Source organism: Roseovarius halophilus (ex Wu et al. 2025), from assembly GCF_047086965.1.
This window is the reverse complement of record NZ_JBKOTX010000061.1, coordinates 1-17417: the sequence shown is the minus strand read 5'-3', so window position 1 is coordinate 17417 and position 17417 is coordinate 1. Positions and strand designations below refer to the sequence as shown.

At 63.1% G+C, this 17417-nt stretch carries 18 protein-coding genes, 1 pseudogene and 1 riboswitch; of the genes and pseudogenes, 9 read left to right on the top strand and 10 right to left on the bottom strand.

Annotated elements, in window-relative coordinates; genetic code table 11:
* Window positions 1–16: 16 nt before the first annotated feature.
* The 7 genes from ACH107_RS13830 to ACH107_RS13800 are packed head-to-tail and all read right to left on the bottom strand — an operon-like array spanning window position 17 to window position 4675.
* Window positions 17–961 carry a dihydroorotate dehydrogenase gene (locus ACH107_RS13830; protein WP_412506337.1) on the bottom strand — a complete coding sequence of 315 codons (945 nt, stop codon included), beginning with the start codon at window positions 959–961 and terminating at the stop codon, window positions 17–19.
* Window positions 955–1800 carry a dihydroorotate dehydrogenase electron transfer subunit gene (locus ACH107_RS13825; protein ID WP_412506336.1) on the bottom strand — a complete coding sequence of 282 codons (846 nt, stop codon included), beginning with the start codon at window positions 1798–1800 and terminating at the stop codon, window positions 955–957. The genes ACH107_RS13830 and ACH107_RS13825 overlap by 7 nt, the downstream gene beginning before the upstream one ends.
* Window positions 1797–2327 (bottom strand): nuclear transport factor 2 family protein, encoded by a 531-nt coding sequence (locus ACH107_RS13820; protein ID WP_412506335.1) that lies wholly within the window; start codon window positions 2325–2327, stop codon window positions 1797–1799. Before ACH107_RS13820 ends, ACH107_RS13825 begins: the two co-directional genes overlap by 4 nt.
* Window positions 2324–2602, bottom strand: coding sequence for a cupin domain-containing protein (locus ACH107_RS13815; RefSeq protein ID WP_412506334.1), 279 nt, complete (start codon window positions 2600–2602; stop codon window positions 2324–2326). Before ACH107_RS13815 ends, ACH107_RS13820 begins: the two co-directional genes overlap by 4 nt.
* Window positions 2599–3012 (bottom strand): cupin domain-containing protein, encoded by a 414-nt coding sequence (locus tag ACH107_RS13810; RefSeq protein WP_412506333.1) that lies wholly within the window; start codon window positions 3010–3012, stop codon window positions 2599–2601. Before ACH107_RS13810 ends, ACH107_RS13815 begins: the two co-directional genes overlap by 4 nt.
* An 8-nt stretch (window positions 3013–3020) precedes the next feature.
* On the bottom strand, window positions 3021–3368 hold the full coding sequence (locus ACH107_RS13805) for a hypothetical protein (protein ID WP_412506332.1): 348 nt from the start codon (window positions 3366–3368) through the stop codon (window positions 3021–3023).
* Between the two features lie 11 nt (window positions 3369–3379).
* Entirely contained in the window at window positions 3380–4675 is a 1296-nt protein-coding gene (locus tag ACH107_RS13800; RefSeq protein ID WP_412506331.1) for an SRPBCC family protein, read from the bottom strand.
* Between the two features lie 177 nt (window positions 4676–4852).
* Here ACH107_RS13800 and ACH107_RS13795 point away from each other — a divergent pair, with 177 nt between their 5' ends.
* The 3 genes from ACH107_RS13795 (at window position 4853) to dctP (ending at window position 7913) form a co-directional block, all read left to right on the top strand.
* Complete coding sequence (locus tag ACH107_RS13795; protein ID WP_412506330.1) at window positions 4853–5506, top strand: GntR family transcriptional regulator; 654 nt, start codon at window positions 4853–4855, stop codon at window positions 5504–5506.
* Window positions 5507–5673: 167 nt separating this feature from the next.
* The gene (locus ACH107_RS13790; protein ID WP_412506329.1) at window positions 5674–6891 is read left to right on the top strand and encodes an NAD(P)/FAD-dependent oxidoreductase; all 1218 of its coding nucleotides are present in this window, start codon (window positions 5674–5676) and stop codon (window positions 6889–6891) included.
* Window positions 6892–6953: 62 nt separating this feature from the next.
* Complete coding sequence (gene dctP, locus ACH107_RS13785) at window positions 6954–7913, top strand: TRAP transporter substrate-binding protein DctP (protein ID WP_412506328.1); 960 nt, start codon at window positions 6954–6956, stop codon at window positions 7911–7913.
* Window positions 7914–8064: 151 nt separating this feature from the next.
* Here the strand turns inward: dctP and ACH107_RS13780 are convergent, their stop codons facing one another.
* Both ACH107_RS13780 and ACH107_RS13775 read right to left on the bottom strand, forming a co-directional pair.
* Window positions 8065–8907, bottom strand: coding sequence for an alpha/beta fold hydrolase (locus ACH107_RS13780; protein WP_412506327.1), 843 nt, complete (start codon window positions 8905–8907; stop codon window positions 8065–8067).
* The gene (locus ACH107_RS13775; RefSeq protein ID WP_412506326.1) at window positions 8904–9284 is read right to left on the bottom strand and encodes a hypothetical protein; all 381 of its coding nucleotides are present in this window, start codon (window positions 9282–9284) and stop codon (window positions 8904–8906) included. The genes ACH107_RS13780 and ACH107_RS13775 overlap by 4 nt, the downstream gene beginning before the upstream one ends.
* Window positions 9285–9528: 244 nt before the next feature.
* Here ACH107_RS13775 and ACH107_RS13770 point away from each other — a divergent pair, with 244 nt between their 5' ends.
* Window positions 9529–10398, top strand: a complete 870-nt coding sequence (locus ACH107_RS13770) for an intradiol ring-cleavage dioxygenase (protein ID WP_412506325.1) — start codon at window positions 9529–9531, stop codon at window positions 10396–10398.
* Between the two features lie 91 nt (window positions 10399–10489).
* A complete protein-coding gene (locus ACH107_RS13765) occupies window positions 10490–11662 on the top strand; it encodes a muconate/chloromuconate family cycloisomerase (protein WP_412506324.1) in 1173 nt (390 codons plus the stop codon).
* On the opposite strand, the gene ACH107_RS13760 is transcribed toward ACH107_RS13765, so the two are convergent.
* Window positions 11659–12684 (bottom strand): LysR substrate-binding domain-containing protein, encoded by a 1026-nt coding sequence (locus ACH107_RS13760; RefSeq protein WP_412506323.1) that lies wholly within the window; start codon window positions 12682–12684, stop codon window positions 11659–11661. The genes ACH107_RS13765 and ACH107_RS13760 overlap by 4 nt on opposite strands.
* Before the next feature lie 449 nt (window positions 12685–13133).
* Here ACH107_RS13760 and ACH107_RS13755 point away from each other — a divergent pair, with 449 nt between their 5' ends.
* The 4 genes and pseudogenes from ACH107_RS13755 to ACH107_RS13740 form a co-directional block, all read left to right on the top strand.
* Window positions 13134–14855, top strand: a complete 1722-nt coding sequence (locus ACH107_RS13755; RefSeq protein ID WP_412506322.1) for a GMC family oxidoreductase — start codon at window positions 13134–13136, stop codon at window positions 14853–14855.
* A 12-nt stretch (window positions 14856–14867) separates the two neighbouring features.
* Window positions 14868–16376: an aldehyde dehydrogenase family protein gene (locus ACH107_RS13750; RefSeq protein ID WP_412506321.1), complete on the top strand. Its 1509-nt coding sequence runs from the start codon at window positions 14868–14870 to the stop codon at window positions 16374–16376.
* 96 nt (window positions 16377–16472) lie between these two features.
* Window positions 16473–16581, top strand: a riboswitch (TPP riboswitch).
* The gene (locus ACH107_RS13745; protein WP_412506320.1) at window positions 16574–17053 is read left to right on the top strand and encodes a YkoF family thiamine/hydroxymethylpyrimidine-binding protein; all 480 of its coding nucleotides are present in this window, start codon (window positions 16574–16576) and stop codon (window positions 17051–17053) included. It overlaps the preceding riboswitch by 8 nt.
* Before the next feature lie 37 nt (window positions 17054–17090).
* Window positions 17091–17321: pseudogene (locus tag ACH107_RS13740) on the top strand (transposase); the annotation flags it as partial.
* Window positions 17322–17417 lie beyond the last annotated feature (96 nt).

Sequence of the window (17417 nt, the reverse complement as noted above, 5' to 3'; positions counted from 1 at the left end):
GTTCATCCTTCATGTCTTAAAGCGCGACCGCGCCGCGCTGTTCGGACGGCTGATCGCCGGGCAGCATGAGCGCCCCGGTCAGGTCCGACACGCGGGCGACGCCCTTGCGTGTGCAATAGTCGGTGACCCAGTCGATGCTCTGCTCCATCGCGGCGGTGTGGACGAAGTTCGTCGTGCCGACCTGCACCGCAGAGGCCCCGGCGAGCATGTATTCGACCACGTCTTCGCCGGTCGCGATGCCACCGCAGCCGATGACGGGGATCTTCACCGCTTCGGCGCATTGGTTGACCATGCGCAGGATCACGGGTTTGACCGCAGGCCCGGTGAGGCCGCCGACCACGTTGCCGAGACGCGGCATCATGGTTTCGGCGTTGATCGCCATCCCGAGGATCGCGTTGGCGGTGATGACCGCATCGGCCCCCGCCCCTTCGACCGACCGTGCGACTTCGGCAATGTCGCCGACGTTGGGCGTGAGCTTGGCCCAGACCGGGAGATTGGTGTTGGCTTTCATGGCCGAGATCACCTCGGCCGCTGCGACCGGGTCCATGCCGAAGGCGCGGCCATGCGCCCGCAGGTTCGGGCAGGAGATGTTGGCCTCGATCGCCGCGACGCGCGGATCGGTGATGTAGCCCGCAAGCTTGCCGAAATCTTCGGCGGTGTCGGCCGAGATACTGGCGATGACCGGCGGGCCGAATTTCGCAAAGAACGGCACCGTATGGTCGAGCAGGTAGTCGGGGCCCTTGGACGGGATGCCGATGGAGAACAGCGTTGCGTCGGTGAATTCGACCACGCGCGGCGGCTTCACGCCCTGCCGGATGTCCGGGGTGATGGTCTTGAGCACGATGGCCCCGAGCTTGCCAAGATCGACAAGATCGGCCATTCCCTCGGCGATCGAGCCGGAGGCGGGCATGATCGGGTTGGTCATGCTCACACCGCCCACAGTGACGGAAAGATCTACCATGTCGTCACCTCGTCGACGCCGAACACCGGGCCGTCGTAGCAGACCCGTTTCATTTCCTCGTTGCCATTGGCGTCGCGGATCGGAACCACGCAGGCATAGCACATGCCCAGACCACAGCCCATGAACGCCTCGACCGCCACTTGGCCGGTGATGCTCCAGTCGGCGCACAGATTGCGGGTTAGGCCCAGAAGCCGGTTAGAGCCGCATGTCGCCATGAAGTCGATGGGGGTTTCGGCGTGGATTTCATGCAGCCGGTCGGTCACGTCCTCAGGCTTGGAGTTTCCGTCGAGATCGTTGACCTCGACCACCTCGGCCCCGGCGGCTTCGAGCTCGTCACGCGACATCAGAAGGTCGGGCGCGCGCGCCGACAGGATCGCCGTGACCTTGGCCCCGGATGCGCTGGCGAGCCGGGCCAATGGTGCGAGCGTGGCGAGGCCCACACCGCGCGCGACCATCGCCACGTGCTTGGTGCCCTCGGGCAGGTCGAAACCAACGCCCAGCGGGCCGGTCGCGTTCAGCTCGTCACCCGGCTGAAGCGACATGAGCGAGCGCGTGCCCTTGCCCGTGACCTTGTAGAGAAAACCCAGTTGGCCGTTTTCCCGGTCGATCCGGTAAATGCTCATCGGGCGGCGCAGGAACGGCTGATCGGTCCCGGTGGTCGGGCAGAGCAGGTGGAAGAACTGGCCGGCATAGGCGGTCAGCCCGGTGTCCGGCGCGTCCACCAGCAAGAGCCGGTATTCGGCGTTCACAGGGTCGTTCGACACCACCCGGCATTTGTTTTCCGCGCGTGGGAAACGGCGCGTGGGCGTCTCCACTTCGGCGGGCGAAGTCACGTTCATGCTGCTTGTCCTTTCCTGGGTACAAGACAGGTGATCGCGTCGCGATTGTCCGCGAGCTCGACCTCCTGCAATACTTCAAAACTCATCGACGCGATGCGCCATCCTTGGGGGGTCCGGCGGCAGGTCTGTTCGACCACACCGGTCAACAGCACCACGCGTTCAGATTTCTCGGGGCAGCCCAGTTCGATCAGACGCCAGCGCACCTGCGCCGTGTCGCCGTCGAGGGCGATCTCGGGACACACGTAATGGTGCAGCGTGTAATCCCAGGGGCTGGTTTCAAAGAACGCGGCGATCTCGCCCCGGCCCTTGAGCGCCCCGCCGAAGCCGCTGACGGTCCATTCGGCGTCTTCGGTGAAACAGGCGGCCTGATCGGCGGCCGCGCGGGCGACCTCGCCCGCGTCACGGCGGGTGTGATCGGCCGTATATTTCGCATCCGCCGCCCGCGCGTAGCGCTGCATGAGGTCGCGAAGTGCCTCGCGATCCTCGAGCAGCGCAAGACGCTCGGACAGGGAGGCGGTTTCGGTCATTTCAGCGCGACCCGATACAGCAGTGCGGGGGCTTCGAAGCTCCACGACCGCTCGGCGCCATCCGGGATCAGCACCCCCTGCCCTTTGGCAAGGTCATGGACCTCGCCGTCGCAGGTCAGTTGGCCCGCCCCGTCGATCAGCGCGACAAGCTCTTCGCCCGCCTTGTGCGCTTCGATTGGCTCGGAGACCCAGCGCATGTCCACGGCAAGCTCATTGCCCGTCGTCGCAAAGGGCGTGTCGCCCATGTCGGTGGTGTAGGTGACGCAATCGCTCATGATTTATCCCCTGTCGGGTAATAGACCTTGGTCTCGCCCGACTTGCCGTATTCGGCGCGCGGCGGCGTCACCACGTTCAGGCGCAGGCACATGCCCTCGCCGTCGAAGCGGTTGATGCCGGAGTGATAGCGGTCGGCGGGCATGACCATGACCACGCCCTCCTCAAGCTCCACCGCGCCATCGGGCGCGTCCACGTCTTCGCCAAGGTTGACCGTGCAGCCGCCCCGCAGTTGCAGGGTCGCCTCTTCGCCGTGGGCATGGGATTTCGGCGGGATGTCCGCGCCTTTGGCGGCGCGGAAGTTCACCACGCCCACGCTGAGCGCCTCACCAACGACGGCCTGCATGTAAAGACCGTCCTCGACGACCTCACGCAGGTCGCTGTCGAAACTGAACACCTGACACTTTGCCATGCCGGGCCTCAAATCGCCGGGCGGAGCGGGTGACGCTCCTGCGGGGAAAAGAGTTTCGACTCGTAGCCATCCACCACGTTCACCTCGGGGTCGTAGCTTTCGATGGCGGGCGCCACCTCGGCCAGCGACAGGAGCATGTAGAAGATGTTGAGGGTCGGCTCGTCCAGATCGCCCTCGGCCTGCACCGCGTCGACATGGGCGCAGATCGCCTCGACATGCGGTTCCATCGCCAGAGCGAAGGCCGAGATGTCCTCGAACGTGCTTTTCACGCGGCGCGCGTTGCGCTCGGTTTCCGTCGCGAGGCACCATGCGTCCCAAGCGGACAGGTCGGAAAATTGTGCGGGAAGGTCTGCCATGTTCTCGCTCCTTACTCTGCGGCCTGCGCGGCCGCGTCGGCGGCGAGACCTTCGTTAATGATCTTGTCGACGACGACTGCCTGATGACGGACCATCAATTCGAAGTCGTTGATCACCATCTCTTTCTTGGCACCGGTTTCGGCGGCAGACTGCGTCATTTCGAGCGTGCCCAGATCTTCGAGCAGCACGTCGCGCAGCGTGACCTTCATGTATTCCTGATAGAACCGGCCGCCGGCGGTTTTCATTTCCGGGTAATAGACCCGCGCCTCGAACAGCGTCTTGTTGTGCGAGATCGGGCGGAAATTATACGCCTGGAAGTAGTTCGGGCGGCACGACAGGTAGAAGTCGGGAAAGACCACGTTGATGTCGAAGGCCCAGTGCGGGTGCTTGGTCCAGTTCAGCGCCTCGGGGAGCGTCACGTCCGAAAGATCGATCTTGGTGCCCCCGGCCCCGAGCTTCAGCGCCTTGCCCGCGATCCGCTTGCCGATGTCGGCGCTGCCGGCGGCAGAGCTGTCCGTCGCGCCGCTGGTTGCCGCCTGAGGGTTACCGTAAACGGTGTTAGGGTTGCCCGCGATGGACAGGCGGCGGTGAACGTCACCACACAGGCCGTCGATCGGGTGAAGGTTGCCCTCTTCGTCCTTTTCCAGCGAATCCGCGATGGAGCGACCGTGGACGTAGCCCACGTGATAGGTTTCCTGAAACGCGTCGAGCGCCAGTTTCCAGTTGCAGTCCACGACCGTCTGCCACTCGTAGCAGGCGGTGAACTTTTCGAACGGGTAACCGTCGAGACCGCCGTACATCGGCTCCATGAACTCGGCCAGCGTCTGCGACGGCTCCGGGTCCATGTTGATGAAGATAAAGCCCTGCCACGTGTCGCAGGACACCTTGGAAAGGCCATGACACGCCTTGTCGAACCCGTCCATGAAGGCCTTTTCGTCCGGCACGCCCGACAGCGACCCATCAAGGTCATAGGCCCAGCCGTGGAACTTGCAGAAAAACTTGCGCGTGGTGCCGTAGGGCTCATACGCGACCTTGTTCAGGCGGTGCGAGCAGACATTGTGGAACGCATTGATTTCGCCCGTGCGGTCGCGGGCGATGACGATCGAGGCATCGAGGGCCGCGATGTCGCGCACCATGTAGGAACCTTTCTTGGGAAGCTCCTCCACCCGGCCGATATGCAGCCAAGTTTTCTTGAAAAGGTGCTTCTTCTCGGCCTCCCAGTAGGCCGGATCGATATAGGGGGCAACGGGAAGATTGCCCCGGCCCAGGTCGGGATAACGATCGTGAAGTCTGGCTGTGTCTGTCATGTTGACCTCCTGATTTACCGTATACCGTATACACTAAATCCGATCACGCAAGACAAAATTTTGCGGGTGTTGACCTGCGCGCGCAAAGGCCCAATACCAATAGGGCGATGCCCGGTCCGCCGCCGGGGCTGGCGGAAGGATGCGGCGCGTTAGGCAGGTTTGAGAGGAGGAATCAAAATGACGCAGTCGATTATCCGGTCCGTTGATCTGCGCCAGCAGGTCTATGAAAACCTTCGCGGGCGTATCACCAGCGGCGAGTTCGAGAAGACCACGCGTTTTTACGAACGCACTTTCGCGGACGAACTCGGCGTGTCGCGTACCCCCGTGCGCGAGGCGCTGGCCATGCTTGAACAGGACGGGCTTCTGTCTCAGGCGGCGCGGGGGTATCGCCTGCCCCAGATGTCGCGCCAGCAAGTTTTGGACGTGACCGAGATTCGCCTTCTGCTCGAACCGCATGCGGTGGCCTCGATGGTGCGCGATACCGCGCCGGGAGAGCTTAAGAAGATCGCGGCCAAGATCCGCAAGGAAGTGGGCGAGACACGCGACAGCGGGGCCTATATCGCCTCGCACGGGCGCCTGCGGCACGTGATCCTCGGCAAGGTGCGCAACCGGGCGCTGGTCGAGGCGATCCAGCAGTATGAAGACTCGATCCACTTCGTGCGCGTCAGCACGCTGGGGCACCCGGATTGGCGGTGCATGTCGGCAGACGGGATGTTGAACCTGGCCGATGCGTTCGAGGCAGGCGATGCCGAAGCCGCGTCGGAAATCCAAGGCCGTCTCCTGACCATGGCCCGTGATTCCTTTCTTGAATATTCCGACACGGACACCTGATCGCAACATTGGTTCAAGGCCGTGGCGATGTGCTCCGGCCCACCGGCATTCTCGTTAAAAAACAAGCAATTTTTCAGAAATGTAGCGCCCAGGCGCGCCGTCGTTGACAGAAATAGTGTATACCGTATACCGTAATCACGACGAAACACGCGAACAGGCAGACCCAGATGGATCACGCTCAGCTCCCGATTTTGATCGTCGGTGGCGGCCAAGCCGGAGCCCGAACCCTGCGCGCGCTTATCGACAAGGGCGTCACGTCCCCCGTGATCCTTGCCGGTGAAGAACCCCACGCGCCCTACGACCGGCCACCGCTGAGCAAGGACCTTCTGAAAGCCTTTGACCCAGAGAATGCCGATCCGCTTTGCCCCGACGAAGTGCTCGATGCGCCTAATGTGGCGCTGAAGCTGGGCGACCCGGTCGCGGCGATCGATTATGACACCCGCATCGCAACCACCGTCTCGGGAGAGACGATCGTCTTCGGCGCCCTCGTGCTCGCCACCGGGGGCCGGTCCCGATCCTTGCCCATTCCGGGCAGCGATCTGTGCATCGGTCTGCGCAACATGGACGATTGCGCGCGCTTGTCGCGGGCCTTCGACACCGCCAAGCAGGTGACGGTCATCGGCGGCGGGGTCATCGGACTCGAAGTCGCGGCCGCCGCACGCGAGAGGGACATCGCCGTGACCGTGCTTGAAGCCGGACCCCGCATCATGGCGCGCATCCTGCCGCCCACCGCCTCTGACTGGCTGGCAAGGCGTCACGGCGCGAACGGCACCGAGATCCGCACCGGCATCTCTATCCAATCCGTCGAACCGGTGGGCGCGGGATACCTTGTCCATACCGATCAGGGCGTGCTGGAGGCCGATGTCGTCCTCGCGGCCGTCGGTATGACGCCGAACACCGAGCTTGCCCCGCAAGATGCCATCGGGCCCACAGGCGGCATCCTGACCGATGCCAGTGGACGGGTGCCCGGCCACCCCGACGTCTATGCAGCCGGCGACGTGGCCGAGAGCTTTAATGCCCATTTCGACGCCCATGTCCGGCTTGAGACTTGGCGCAACGCCGATCGGCAGCCGCAGTCCATCGCAGCCACCATCGCGGGCACGCCTTCGGAACATACCGAGGTGCCCTGGATGTGGACTGATCAGCTTGGCCACAACGTGCAAGTCGTCGGACAATGGTCCGAAGCCAGTGAAGAGGTCGCGCGCGGCGTACCTGGCGAAAAGGGCTCCAGCCTGTTCTGGACAGAGGGCGGCGTGCTTACAGGCGGCGTTCTGTTCGACAACGGGCGTGACCGCCGCTTTCTGGAAGCCCTCGTTCAGAACAAGGCCAACGTGCCGCATGAAAGCCTTGCCGACCCGGAGGTTCGACTGAAGAAACTCGCTTAACCCGAAACCGTGAAGAACAGAGGCCCGCACAGGGACCCGCAATTACCAAGAGGAGAGACCAAATGAACATGAAACTCGTATCCGGAGCACTGGCCGCCGCAATGGCAGTATCCGCCCCGGCCATGGCCGAAGAACTGACCCTGCGCGCAGGCGTCTTCGTCCCGCCGCACACGACCTATGGCGCACCCTTCCAGATGTATGCCGACCACCTGAACGAAATTGGCGAAGGTGTGCTGCAAATCCGCGTCGTCGGCGGACCCGAGGCGGTCCCCGCCTCGGAACTCGCCACCGCCGTCTCCAACGGCGTGCTCGATATGGCCGCCCTGCCCCCGTCCTACTACAAGGGCCAGATGGTCGAAGCCGACGCGCAGTCGCTTACGCCCCTTTCAGTGACCGAACAGCGCGAAACCGGCGCCTATGCCGCGCTCGACGAGATTGCACGCGAACGCATGGGCGTGACCTATGTCACCACCTATGGCGACGGCGTGCCGTTCCACATCTTCCTGTCGGAGAACATCGAAAGCCTTGAAGACCTCGACGGGATGCGCCTCCGGGGTCAGACGACCTATAACCTCATCTTCGATGAACTGGGCGTGAACAACACCCCAATCCCGGCCCCGGAAATCTTCACCGCGCTGGAACGGAAAACCGTCGATGGCTACGGCTGGGCGCTTTGGGGCATTGGCGATATGGGCTGGATGGACATGACGACCGTGCGCGTCGATCCCGGTTTCTACAACGTCATCATCAACGTGCTGATGAACGAAGAAACCTATGCCTCGCTGACCGAAGAGCAGCAGGCGGTCGTCGATGAAACCACCGCGTGGTTCGAAGAGATGATGGTCGAATGGAGCGCCGAAAAGACCGAAGCCGAACTGGCTGCGCAAGAGGCCGCTGGCGTCGTGTCCTTCGACGCGGGCCCCGAGCTGCGGGAAACCGCGACGGCGATCTACTGGGACGATCTGGAAAGCCTCAGCCCTGAGGTTGAACGTCTTCGCCCGCTGTTGGCCCCGGAAAGCTAAAACCACGTCACAGGCTGCGTGACCAATCGACCGCCCCGGCCCGCGCCGGGGCGGTTTTTCTTTGGCCAGAAGCACCATGGCGCCATGACACGGTACATGCAAAAACGGCCCGCAAGCGGGCCGTCTGGATCATTCGTGTTCTAGAAAAGCGTTACGCCTTCGGCATCCGCGCAAGACCATCCACGAAGAAGGGGCGGAACCCCTCCGGATGCTCGCTCATCGGGAAATGCCCGACCTCGTCCATCACCCACAAGGTGGCGCCTGACACTTGGTCCGCCGTGCGCTGAGCGTCTTCCGGCGTACAGGTGAAATCATATGCGCCCACTATGAAATGCACCGGCGTCTTGGCGGTGTCGATCCGGTGAAGCTCGCCAACAAGGCTGTCGTCCTGCGTATAAAAGCTCAAGTCGCCCCTAAACACGCCGGGCCCGGATTGCATGAACATCCACAGCGTATTCGCCCGCTCCGCCTCGGGGGCATAGGGCGAGATGTTGGTGGACACCAGCGCCGCTCCCATTTCGCCGCCATGGGCATCGGGGCGGTGGAACCAGTCGATGTCATACCACGCGGGCTGGAAGTCGCTCGCCTCGATCGCAATGAAGCCCGAGAAGACCTCCGGGTGATGCACCGCAAGCTGAAGCGCGATACGTCCACCCATTGACACACCGGCCAGCACCGGACGCTCCAGCCCCAGACCGCGCACCACGGCCAGAACCGTCTCCATATAGACTTCGTTCGTCAGCAGGTATTCCTCGGTCATGAACCCTTCGGGCGGCAGGCTCTTGCCGTGCCACGGCATGTCAAAGGCGATGATCCGGTTGCCATCCGCGATCTCGGGATCGTTCAGGATATGGCGCCACTGGCGCGTGTCAGAACCTGCGGTGTGCAGGCACAAAACCGGGCGGCCTTCGCCCGCTTCTTCGAAATAAATGCGCTGCGTGCGGCCCGCGACCTCGACGGTCAAATAGCGTCCGGTGATCTGTTCGATGCTCATTGCACCACCTCTTCTTTCGCACGCGGCAGGGCCAGCACCTCTTTGAAAAAGCGAAGGTTTTTCACCAGGAGGAGCATGTCGCCCACGATCTCGGCCCGCCCGATCTTGACCATGGCAAAGATGTCGTGAAAGCCCGGTTCGGGCCGCGCCGTCCAGAACTCGTCCAGTGCCGCGCGATCGGTGACAAAGCCAAAGCGATAAGGAGTTTTCTTCGATGGTCCTTCGACCACCTGTGCGATGCGGCCCTTGTCGAAGACAAGGTAGAACTCCTGCTCGTCCACCTTGATAAGCACGGTGTCAGAGAAGAGCGCACCCAGCCTGTGAAGATGTGGCGCATCCTCCAGCGCCGCCTGTATCCGGATCATCTTGTCGATCATGGGGCCTCCTCCTCATCCTTCCGCGGCCCCCGAGAAGGGGGCCTTTCGCAGCAACGGCTTTGTATTGCGCAATACTCTATCCCCCCACAATACCGGATCATGAAACCTTTTTGGTATCACACAATACCCCGGCCCCGGCTTCCCCCAGCCCGCAGCGCAGGGCAATCTTTTGCAGGTCACACTGCGGGATCGGCCAAGGCGAAACGCACGGCCCGGGTCCCGCGCCCTGAGGAGGAGGATCCCAATGCGAAACGTAACCGTAGACAATGTCACCGACGTGGTCGTCGAATCCATCGGCGCATCGAACGACATTCCCGCCCGCCAGAAAGAGATCATGACCGCGCTCGTTCGTCACCTGCACGATTTCTGCAAGGAAGTGAACCTGAGCACGGACGAGTTCATGAAGGCCTGCGATTTCCTCGCCCGCGCCGGGGCGGTCTGCTCGGACAGCCGTCAGGAGTTCATCCTGCTGTCCGACATCCTTGGCGTCGAAGTGCTGGTCGACATGCTGTCGAACCCCACGCCCAACGGCGAAACCACAGGCACGGTGCTTGGGCCGTTCTTCCGCGAAAACGCCCCGGTCCTGCCGCACGGCGCGTCGATCGTGCAGAAGCATTTCGACAACGAGGAAACCGTGTTCGTCGATGGCTATATCAAGGATGCCAAGGGCAATCCGGTGGCACAGGCCGTGTTGGACGTCTGGGAAGACGCGCCGAACGGGCTGTATGAAAACCACGACCCGGATCAGCCGGAGTACAACCTGCGTGGCCGGTTCGAAACCGACGAGAACGGGTACTACTGCTACCGCGCGATCCGCCCGGTCCCCTATCCGATCCCGTCCGACTGGACCGCGGGCGAGATGATCTCGTTCATGGGCCACCACACGATGCGTCCGGGCCATATCCACGTGATGATCAACAAGCCGGGCTTCCGCACGCTGGTGTCGCAGCTTTACGATGCCTCGTCCGATTACCTCGACAACGACGCCGTGTTCGCGGTGAAAGAGGATCTGATCGGGGACTTCTCGAAAGGCACGGAAGAGATGGGCACCGACCTTTACGTGCGCTTCGACTTCACCCTCGCCGACGAAGCCGTGGCGATGGCGGCCGAGTAACAAGACCCCGGCACGCGCGGACCGCTCCCTCCGCGCGTGCCACCTTGACCATCTGCGGCCCGCCCGCGCCCAAGTTTCGAGGGACCGCCCCATGACCACGCCCCAGACGGCCACCGTTCACGAGATCGACACCGCCGCCATGCGCGATACGACCATCAAGGCGATCGAAACGCGCATCGTGGATTGCGTTACGACGCGCAGGCACAAGCTGTCGAACACCGAGATCACCCACCAATCCTTTGTCAGCATCGAGGTCACGCTCGCCTCTGGCGCTGTCGGATACGGTGAAGCCTCCACGCTGGGCGGGCCGCGCTGGTCCGAAGAAAGCGTTGAGGCGATCAAGGCCAATATTGACGCCCACATCGCCCCCACGCTAATTGGCCAACAGGCGCTGTCGTTCGAAGCCAACGCGCTGCGCATGAAAAAGGCGGTCAGCCGCAACACCTCGGCCCGTGGTGCCGTGGAAGGGGCGCTCTACGACGCTGCGGGCAAAACGCTCGACCTTCCGGCCTCGGCCTTTCTGGGCGGTAGGGTTCGCGACAAGATCGAAGTTCTCTGGGCGCTTGCCTCGGGCGATGCGGATCAGGAAATCGGCGAGGCGAAAGGCAAGCTCGCCGCACGAGAACACCGTCGTTTCAAGATCAAGCTGGGCTTCCACAGCCCCGCCGACGACATGACCCGCCTACGCAAGATCATGGGCGCGATGCCCGAGGGCACCGAAATGGTGGTCGACGTGAACCAGGGCTGGTCCGAAGCCACGACGATCCGCTACCTGCCCGAGCTTGCCGAGCTTGGCGTGGCGCTGATCGAACAGCCGCTGCACCCCGGCCAACTGGCCGCCACCGCCCGGATCGCGGCGCGCAGCACCATTCCCATCATGACGGACGAGGCTGCCTTCTCGAACCCCGAGATCGTGCAGAACGGAATGGCCGCTTCCGGCAGCGTCTATTCTCTCAAGCTGGTCAAGTCGGGCGGCTTGCAGGAGCTGAAGCGCGCCGCCGGGATCGCCAGCGCCTTTGGGATGGAGCTTTACGGCGGCTGTCTCCTGGAAAGCGGGATCGGGGCGGCGGCGCATATGGCCGTGTTCTCGACCCTGCCGACGCTGGAATGGGGCTGCGAACATTTCGGGCCGCGCATCATGAAGAACGACCTCACGTCCTCTGGCCTCGTGTACAAGGACTTTCATGTCCACTTGCCCACCGGGCCGGGCCTTGGCATCACCGTGGATCAGGATGTTCTGCGCGATTGCACGCGCAAGGCTTAACGGGCCCGCACGAATTTCCGCGCGACATCGAAAAACTGAAGCACCTGCCGGGATTGATTGTCCCGGCGGGCGTGAATCGTCAGGGCGGTGCCTGGATTGACCCCCTCATAGGGGCAAAAGAACACGCCGGGGCGCGTTGTCCGCGACACGCTTTGCGGCACGACCGAAATCCCCACCCCGACCGACACCAGTGAAATCGCGGTCTGATAATCCTGCGCAAGCTCCAGCGCGGCAGGCTCGAACTCTTCCTGCCGACAAAGATCCAGAACGAAATCCGCATAGCTCGGCCGGGGCCTGCGCGGATACAGAACGAAGGTCTGGTCAGCCAGGTCAGCGAAATTGATCGTGGCCTGCGTGGCCAGAGCCGAGTTGTCGGGCACCGCAAGGATCAGGTCTTCCTGCTCCAGCGGCTCCCGCCTGAGCTCGTCATCCTTCAGATCCGGACGGGCCACCGCGATGTCGATCTCGCGCTGGATGAGCGCCGAATGGAGGCCGGCGTTGTTCATCGCAGACAGCGCAAGCTCCACGTCCGGGAAATGCGAGCGATAGGATTTGATAAGGCTCGGCAGGTTACCATGCGACGCCGAACCGACGAATGCGATCCGAAGGCGCCCGGCCCCGCCCGCACCCACAAGCCGCGTTTCCTTGTAAGCCGCCTCAAGCCAGTCGACGAGGCCACGGGCATGACGTTCCAGCACCTCGCCAGCCTGCGTCAGGCGAATCTGACTTTGGCTCCGGTCGAAAAGCTGTGCCCCGATTTCGTCCTCGAGCGCCGCGATCTGACGGCTGAGCGGCGGCTGCGCAATCCCCAGCCGCGAGGCCGCGCGCCCGAAATGAAGCTCGTCCGCTACGGCAAGGAAATAGGTCAGTCTACGCAGCTCCACGCGCCCCTCCCGACAGGTATTAAAGCTGGCCCCAGCATACCCTGAAGGCATGAGGCAGGCAACAGAGCAGCATGGGGGAAGACCTGGAATATGCCTTTTGGCATGGGCATTTAGGTTCGACATCTTACGAATGACCAAGAAATCGTCAGTGCGCTGGGGCGCCCGGAATATGCGGCGATTCCTTTCTGCATCCGACCAAAATAGTGTCGCAGACGAAGGAAAAGAGTTGTTTGAAAATAACGTATACAGTATACAAAAGGGAGGGTCCTTGAACCAAGGTCTCGGCGCATGTCCCGCCGCCGGATCACAAGGTGTTGCGGACCCGCTTTTTATGACTATGCGAGGTCGGCAGCTTATACCCCATGCGCGAGACATTTTCGACAAGACCGCCCGGTGTCGCACGCGAACACGGCACCTTCCGCGACGACCATGCGCGTCGCAGAACCATCCGCCCGGCGCGCCCTGAACCGGGCCTGCCGGACCGATACGACCCCAAAAAACGAAACAGAGTCCTGCGCCCGAGGCGACAGGACCGACCCCTTGCATCCCACGACCCGGCACCGGGCGTGATCACAACAGGAGAGATCATGACAGACACACGTAAAGAGCAGGCCGAAACGCTTCTCGACCTCGCCGCCAGCGGCAAACTGACCCGCCGCGCCCTGATGAGCAGCCTCGCCGCCGCCGGACTGGGCGCCGTGGTGTCGGCCTCGGCCGTCAATCAGGCGGTCGCAGCCGGGCTGGTGCAGGCCGAGAATTCGGCCAATATCCAGAACGAATACGACTATATCATCGTGGGCGCGGGCGCCGCAGGCTGTGCGCTGGCCCGCCGTCTGGCCGATGGCACCGACGCCAGCATCCTGTTGCTCGAAGCGGGCGGCAACGACGAGGGCGTGCCGGAGATCGACAACCCCGCCGCATGGGTCGCCAACATCGGCTCCGAGCGCGACTGGAATTACTTTTACGCCCCGACCGAACACGTCGACAACCGCCAGATCCTCTTGTCGCGCGGAAAGGTTCTGGGCGGCTCCTCCTCGACCAACGCGTTGGTCTGGGTGCGCGGCGTGCCGGGCGATTACGATGCATGGGCCGAACAGGGTGCGACGGGCTGGGATTTCCAGTCGATCCTGCCCAAGCTCAAGGCGATGGAGGACTGGCAGGGCGGCGAAACCGACCTGCGCGGCGCGGGTGGCCCGATCCCGATCATGGCCCCGAGCCTCGACAGCCTGCACCCGGTGGCCAAGGTCCTGATCGATTCAGCCGAAAGCTGGGGCATGCCCTATATCGACGACATGAACGGCCCGTCGAACCTTGGCGTCGGCCCCAACAACTTCAACATGCGTGACGGCGTGCGCGTCAGCACCGCGCGCGGCTATCTGCGCCCGGTTCTGGACAACCCGAACCTGACCGTCCTGCTTGGCGCCAAGACCACCGGTCTGGTGATGGAGGGCACGACCTGCCGGGGTGTGAATATCACCGTCAACGGCGAGCAGCGCTCGATTCAGGCCGGGTCCGAGGTGATCCTCTGCGCCGGTGCCGTCGACACCCCGCGCCTGCTCATGCTTTCGGGGATCGGTGACGGCGACGAGCTGTCCGAGGTCGGCATTTCCCCGACCGCAGCACTATCGGGCGTGGGCAAGAACCTTCAGGAACACATCCTGCTGGGCGGCATGATCTATGAAGCGCGCGAGCCGCTCGCCCCGCCGACCCACAACCTCGAAGGCTCGACGTTCTTCTGGAAATCGCGCTCGGACCTGACCGCGCCGGACCTGATGTTCGTGTCGATCCAGATCCCCTACCTGATGCCGGGGCTGGCCGCTGAATTCCCGCTACCACAGAACCCGTTCACCATCTCGCCGGGCCTGATGGGCGTAAAAAGCAAGGGCTACATCAAGATGTTGAGCGACCAGCACGATGGCGAGCTTGAGATCCAGCCCAACATCCTCAAGGAACCGGAAGACCGCGAGGCGATGTATCAGGGCTTCCTGCTGGCCGAGGAACTGGCACAGGAACCGGCGTTTCGCGACTTCGCCGTGCAGCGCTCGATCCCGTCGGAAAGTATCACCACCCGCGAAGAGAAAGAGGCCTTCATCCGGCGCTCGGTCACGACCTATTTCCATCCCGTGGGCACCGCCAAGATGGGCACCGACGAGATGTCGGTCGCCGATCCCGCGACGCTCAAGGTTCACGGCGTCGAAGGGCTGCGCGTGGCCGATGCGTCGGTCATGCCCTCCACCACATCCGCCAACACGCATGTCCCCTCGATCCTCATGGGTGAGATGGCCGCAGACATGATCATCAACGGTTAAGGAAACTGAACCATGAACATTCAAACCAAGATTTCCGAGGCCGCGACCGGCCTTTTGTCTTTGGCCAGCTCGCTGTTCATCGACAATGAATTCCGCGCCCCCAAGACTGGCGAGGGCAGCCCGATCACGGTCGAGAACCCGGCGACGCTGGACACGCTCCTGACGCTCGCCCCGCTGACGACCGCCGATGTCGACGATGCGGTGGCGGCTGCGCGCACGGCGTTCGACGAGGGGCCGTGGCCCGGCATGTCGGCGACGGATCGCGCGCGGCTGATGTTCAAGCTCGCGGACCTGATGGAGCGTGACGCGGCCCTGCTGGCCGAGCTCGAAACCCTCGACAACGGCATGCCCACGGTTCTGTCGAACCACATGGCGTTGCCGCTCTCGATCGAGGTCATGCGCTATTACGCGGGCTGGCCCACCAAGCTCGACGGGCGCACGATCCCGGCGTCGCCCGGTTCGGCCAATGGCGCGCCGACCCTGACCTATACCCGGCGCGAAGCCGTGGGCGTGGTCGCGGCGATCACCCCTTGGAACTTCCCGCTCGGCATGGCGATCCTGAAACTGGCCCCCGCGCTGGCGGCGGGCTGCACCGTGGTGTTCAAGCCGGCGGAACTGACACCGCTGACCGCCATGCACCTTGCCCGCCTCATCGCGGAAGCAGGCTTTCCCGAAGGTGTCGTGAACCTCGTTATCGGTGAGGGCAGCATCGTCGGCGCGCATCTGGCCGAACACCCGGACGTGGACAAGATCAGCTTCACCGGCTCGACCGAAGTGGGCAAATCCATCCTCGGCGCGGCGCGCGGCAACCTCAAACGCGTGACGCTGGAACTGGGCGGCAAATCCCCGGTGGTGGTCTTTGCCGATGCCGATCTGGAACAGGCGATCCCCGGCGCGGCGATGGCCACATTCCTGTTGCAGGGTCAGAACTGCATGGCCGGTACGCGGCTGTTCGTCGAAAAACCGATCTATGAGGCGATGATGGCCGGGATCGAACAGGTCGCCAAGGGCCTCCAGATCGGCGACCCCTTCGCGATGGAAACCATGATCGGCCCGCTGATTTCACGCACCCAGCAGGACCGGGTGGCGGGTTATGTTGCCAGCGGTGTCGAGCAGGGGGCCGAGCTGGTCACTGGCGGCAACACGCAGGGCCCCGGCCACTTTTTCGAGCCGACGCTGTTCTCGAACACCAGCTCGGACATGCGGATCGTGAAAGAAGAGATCTTCGGTCCGGTCATCTCGGCACAGGTCTTTGACGACGCCTCGGACCTCAAGGCGCTGGCGCGGCGGGTGAACGACACGCAATACGGCCTGTCGGGCAGTGTCTGGACCCGCGATCTGTCGAAAGCGCACGGCATGGCGCATCTGGTCCGCTCGGGTCAGGTGGCGATCAACTGCCACGGCGCGGTCGACGTCAACGTGCCCTTCGGCGGCATGAAACAATCGGGCTGGGGCCGCGAATATGGCGAGGCGGCGCTGGACGGCTACCTTGAAACCAAGGCGATCACCGCCGTCTTGTAAGGCCACCGCCATGGCCTGAAACACCTACGGCTCCGGCATGTCCGGGGCCGTTTTTTTCGCCGGTTGACATGGGCCAGCCAATGAACGACGGTGTCGTCACATAACCGGGGGTGCTCCGAACAAGGGGCTGAGATGCGCATGTGGCGCGAACCCTTTCACAGCTGATCTGGATAATACCAGCGGAGCGAGGTGCTAGCATGTTCATAGGCGCGCAAGTGTCACTCTACCCGATGACGTCCGACTTTGTTGAGGTCATCACTGCCGGGCTCGACGCCCTTACCCCTTACAAAGAAGACCTCAGGATCGACACCGACGACATGTCGACGCTCATGGTGGGGGCGCCGGAGCCGCTGATCGACGGGCTGCGTGATCTCTTCGCCGCCTCGGTCCGGCGGCCAGAGAATGTGACCATGCATGTCACCCTGTCGCGCGGTTGCCCCGGCGAACCGGACGACCCTTCATGCCGCTGCGAGGTGCTGGACAGCGCACAGGACACGCCCTTGGACGAGCGCAAGTCGCTGGCGCTCAAAGCGGTGTCGAATGCCCCCGATCTGGGCGTGGATATCGACCTGCAATTCTCGATCTACGTGCTGGGCACCGGCGATCATATGGACGAGATTTACGGCTGCATCGACTTCCTGAAAGAAAGCGGTGCTGAGGTGCCCCTAGATTTGTAGACGCTTTGCCCGCTAACTTTGAGGCGAGGAGGCCGACATGGGGACAAGCAACTACAGCGACGAGTTCAAGCGGGATGCGGTACATCAGATCACGGTGCGAGGGTACCCGGTTCGGGAGGTTTCCCGGCGTTTGGGCGTCAGCACGTACTCGCTCTACAAGTGGCTGAAGCTGTTCGCTGAGCCATCATCGAACCCTGGCGTGGACCACGAAGCCGAGAACCGGCGTCTGAAGCGTGAGCTGGCGCGGGTGACCGAGGAGCGTGATATGGGTTGGGGCACGGTTTCCTGAGACAGTTCATAGCGCTAATTTTCCATCGAAGGAGAATGGACCATGGACGACAAGAACAGCTCGACACCTGGCGCG

What these genes read in the sequence shown, in the direction of transcription:
- ACH107_RS13830 (WP_412506337.1), bottom strand. Translation starts at nt 961, where the DNA reads ATGGTAGATCTTTCCGTCACTGTGGGCGGTGTGAGCATGACCAACCCG.
- ACH107_RS13825 (WP_412506336.1), bottom strand. Translation starts at nt 1,800, where the DNA reads ATGAACGTGACTTCGCCCGCCGAAGTGGAGACGCCCACGCGCCGTTTC.
- ACH107_RS13820 (WP_412506335.1), bottom strand. Translation starts at nt 2,327, where the DNA reads ATGACCGAAACCGCCTCCCTGTCCGAGCGTCTTGCGCTGCTCGAGGAT.
- ACH107_RS13815 (WP_412506334.1), bottom strand. Translation starts at nt 2,602, where the DNA reads ATGAGCGATTGCGTCACCTACACCACCGACATGGGCGACACGCCCTTT.
- ACH107_RS13810 (WP_412506333.1), bottom strand. Translation starts at nt 3,012, where the DNA reads ATGGCAAAGTGTCAGGTGTTCAGTTTCGACAGCGACCTGCGTGAGGTC.
- ACH107_RS13805 (WP_412506332.1), bottom strand. Translation starts at nt 3,368, where the DNA reads ATGGCAGACCTTCCCGCACAATTTTCCGACCTGTCCGCTTGGGACGCA.
- ACH107_RS13800 (WP_412506331.1), bottom strand. Translation starts at nt 4,675, where the DNA reads ATGACAGACACAGCCAGACTTCACGATCGTTATCCCGACCTGGGCCGG.
- ACH107_RS13795 (WP_412506330.1), top strand. Translation starts at nt 4,853, where the DNA reads ATGACGCAGTCGATTATCCGGTCCGTTGATCTGCGCCAGCAGGTCTAT.
- ACH107_RS13790 (WP_412506329.1), top strand. Translation starts at nt 5,674, where the DNA reads ATGGATCACGCTCAGCTCCCGATTTTGATCGTCGGTGGCGGCCAAGCC.
- dctP (WP_412506328.1), top strand. Translation starts at nt 6,954, where the DNA reads ATGAACATGAAACTCGTATCCGGAGCACTGGCCGCCGCAATGGCAGTA.
- ACH107_RS13780 (WP_412506327.1), bottom strand. Translation starts at nt 8,907, where the DNA reads ATGAGCATCGAACAGATCACCGGACGCTATTTGACCGTCGAGGTCGCG.
- ACH107_RS13775 (WP_412506326.1), bottom strand. Translation starts at nt 9,284, where the DNA reads ATGATCGACAAGATGATCCGGATACAGGCGGCGCTGGAGGATGCGCCA.
- ACH107_RS13770 (WP_412506325.1), top strand. Translation starts at nt 9,529, where the DNA reads ATGCGAAACGTAACCGTAGACAATGTCACCGACGTGGTCGTCGAATCC.
- ACH107_RS13765 (WP_412506324.1), top strand. Translation starts at nt 10,490, where the DNA reads ATGACCACGCCCCAGACGGCCACCGTTCACGAGATCGACACCGCCGCC.
- ACH107_RS13755 (WP_412506322.1), top strand. Translation starts at nt 13,134, where the DNA reads ATGACAGACACACGTAAAGAGCAGGCCGAAACGCTTCTCGACCTCGCC.
- ACH107_RS13750 (WP_412506321.1), top strand. Translation starts at nt 14,868, where the DNA reads ATGAACATTCAAACCAAGATTTCCGAGGCCGCGACCGGCCTTTTGTCT.
- ACH107_RS13745 (WP_412506320.1), top strand. Translation starts at nt 16,574, where the DNA reads ATGTTCATAGGCGCGCAAGTGTCACTCTACCCGATGACGTCCGACTTT.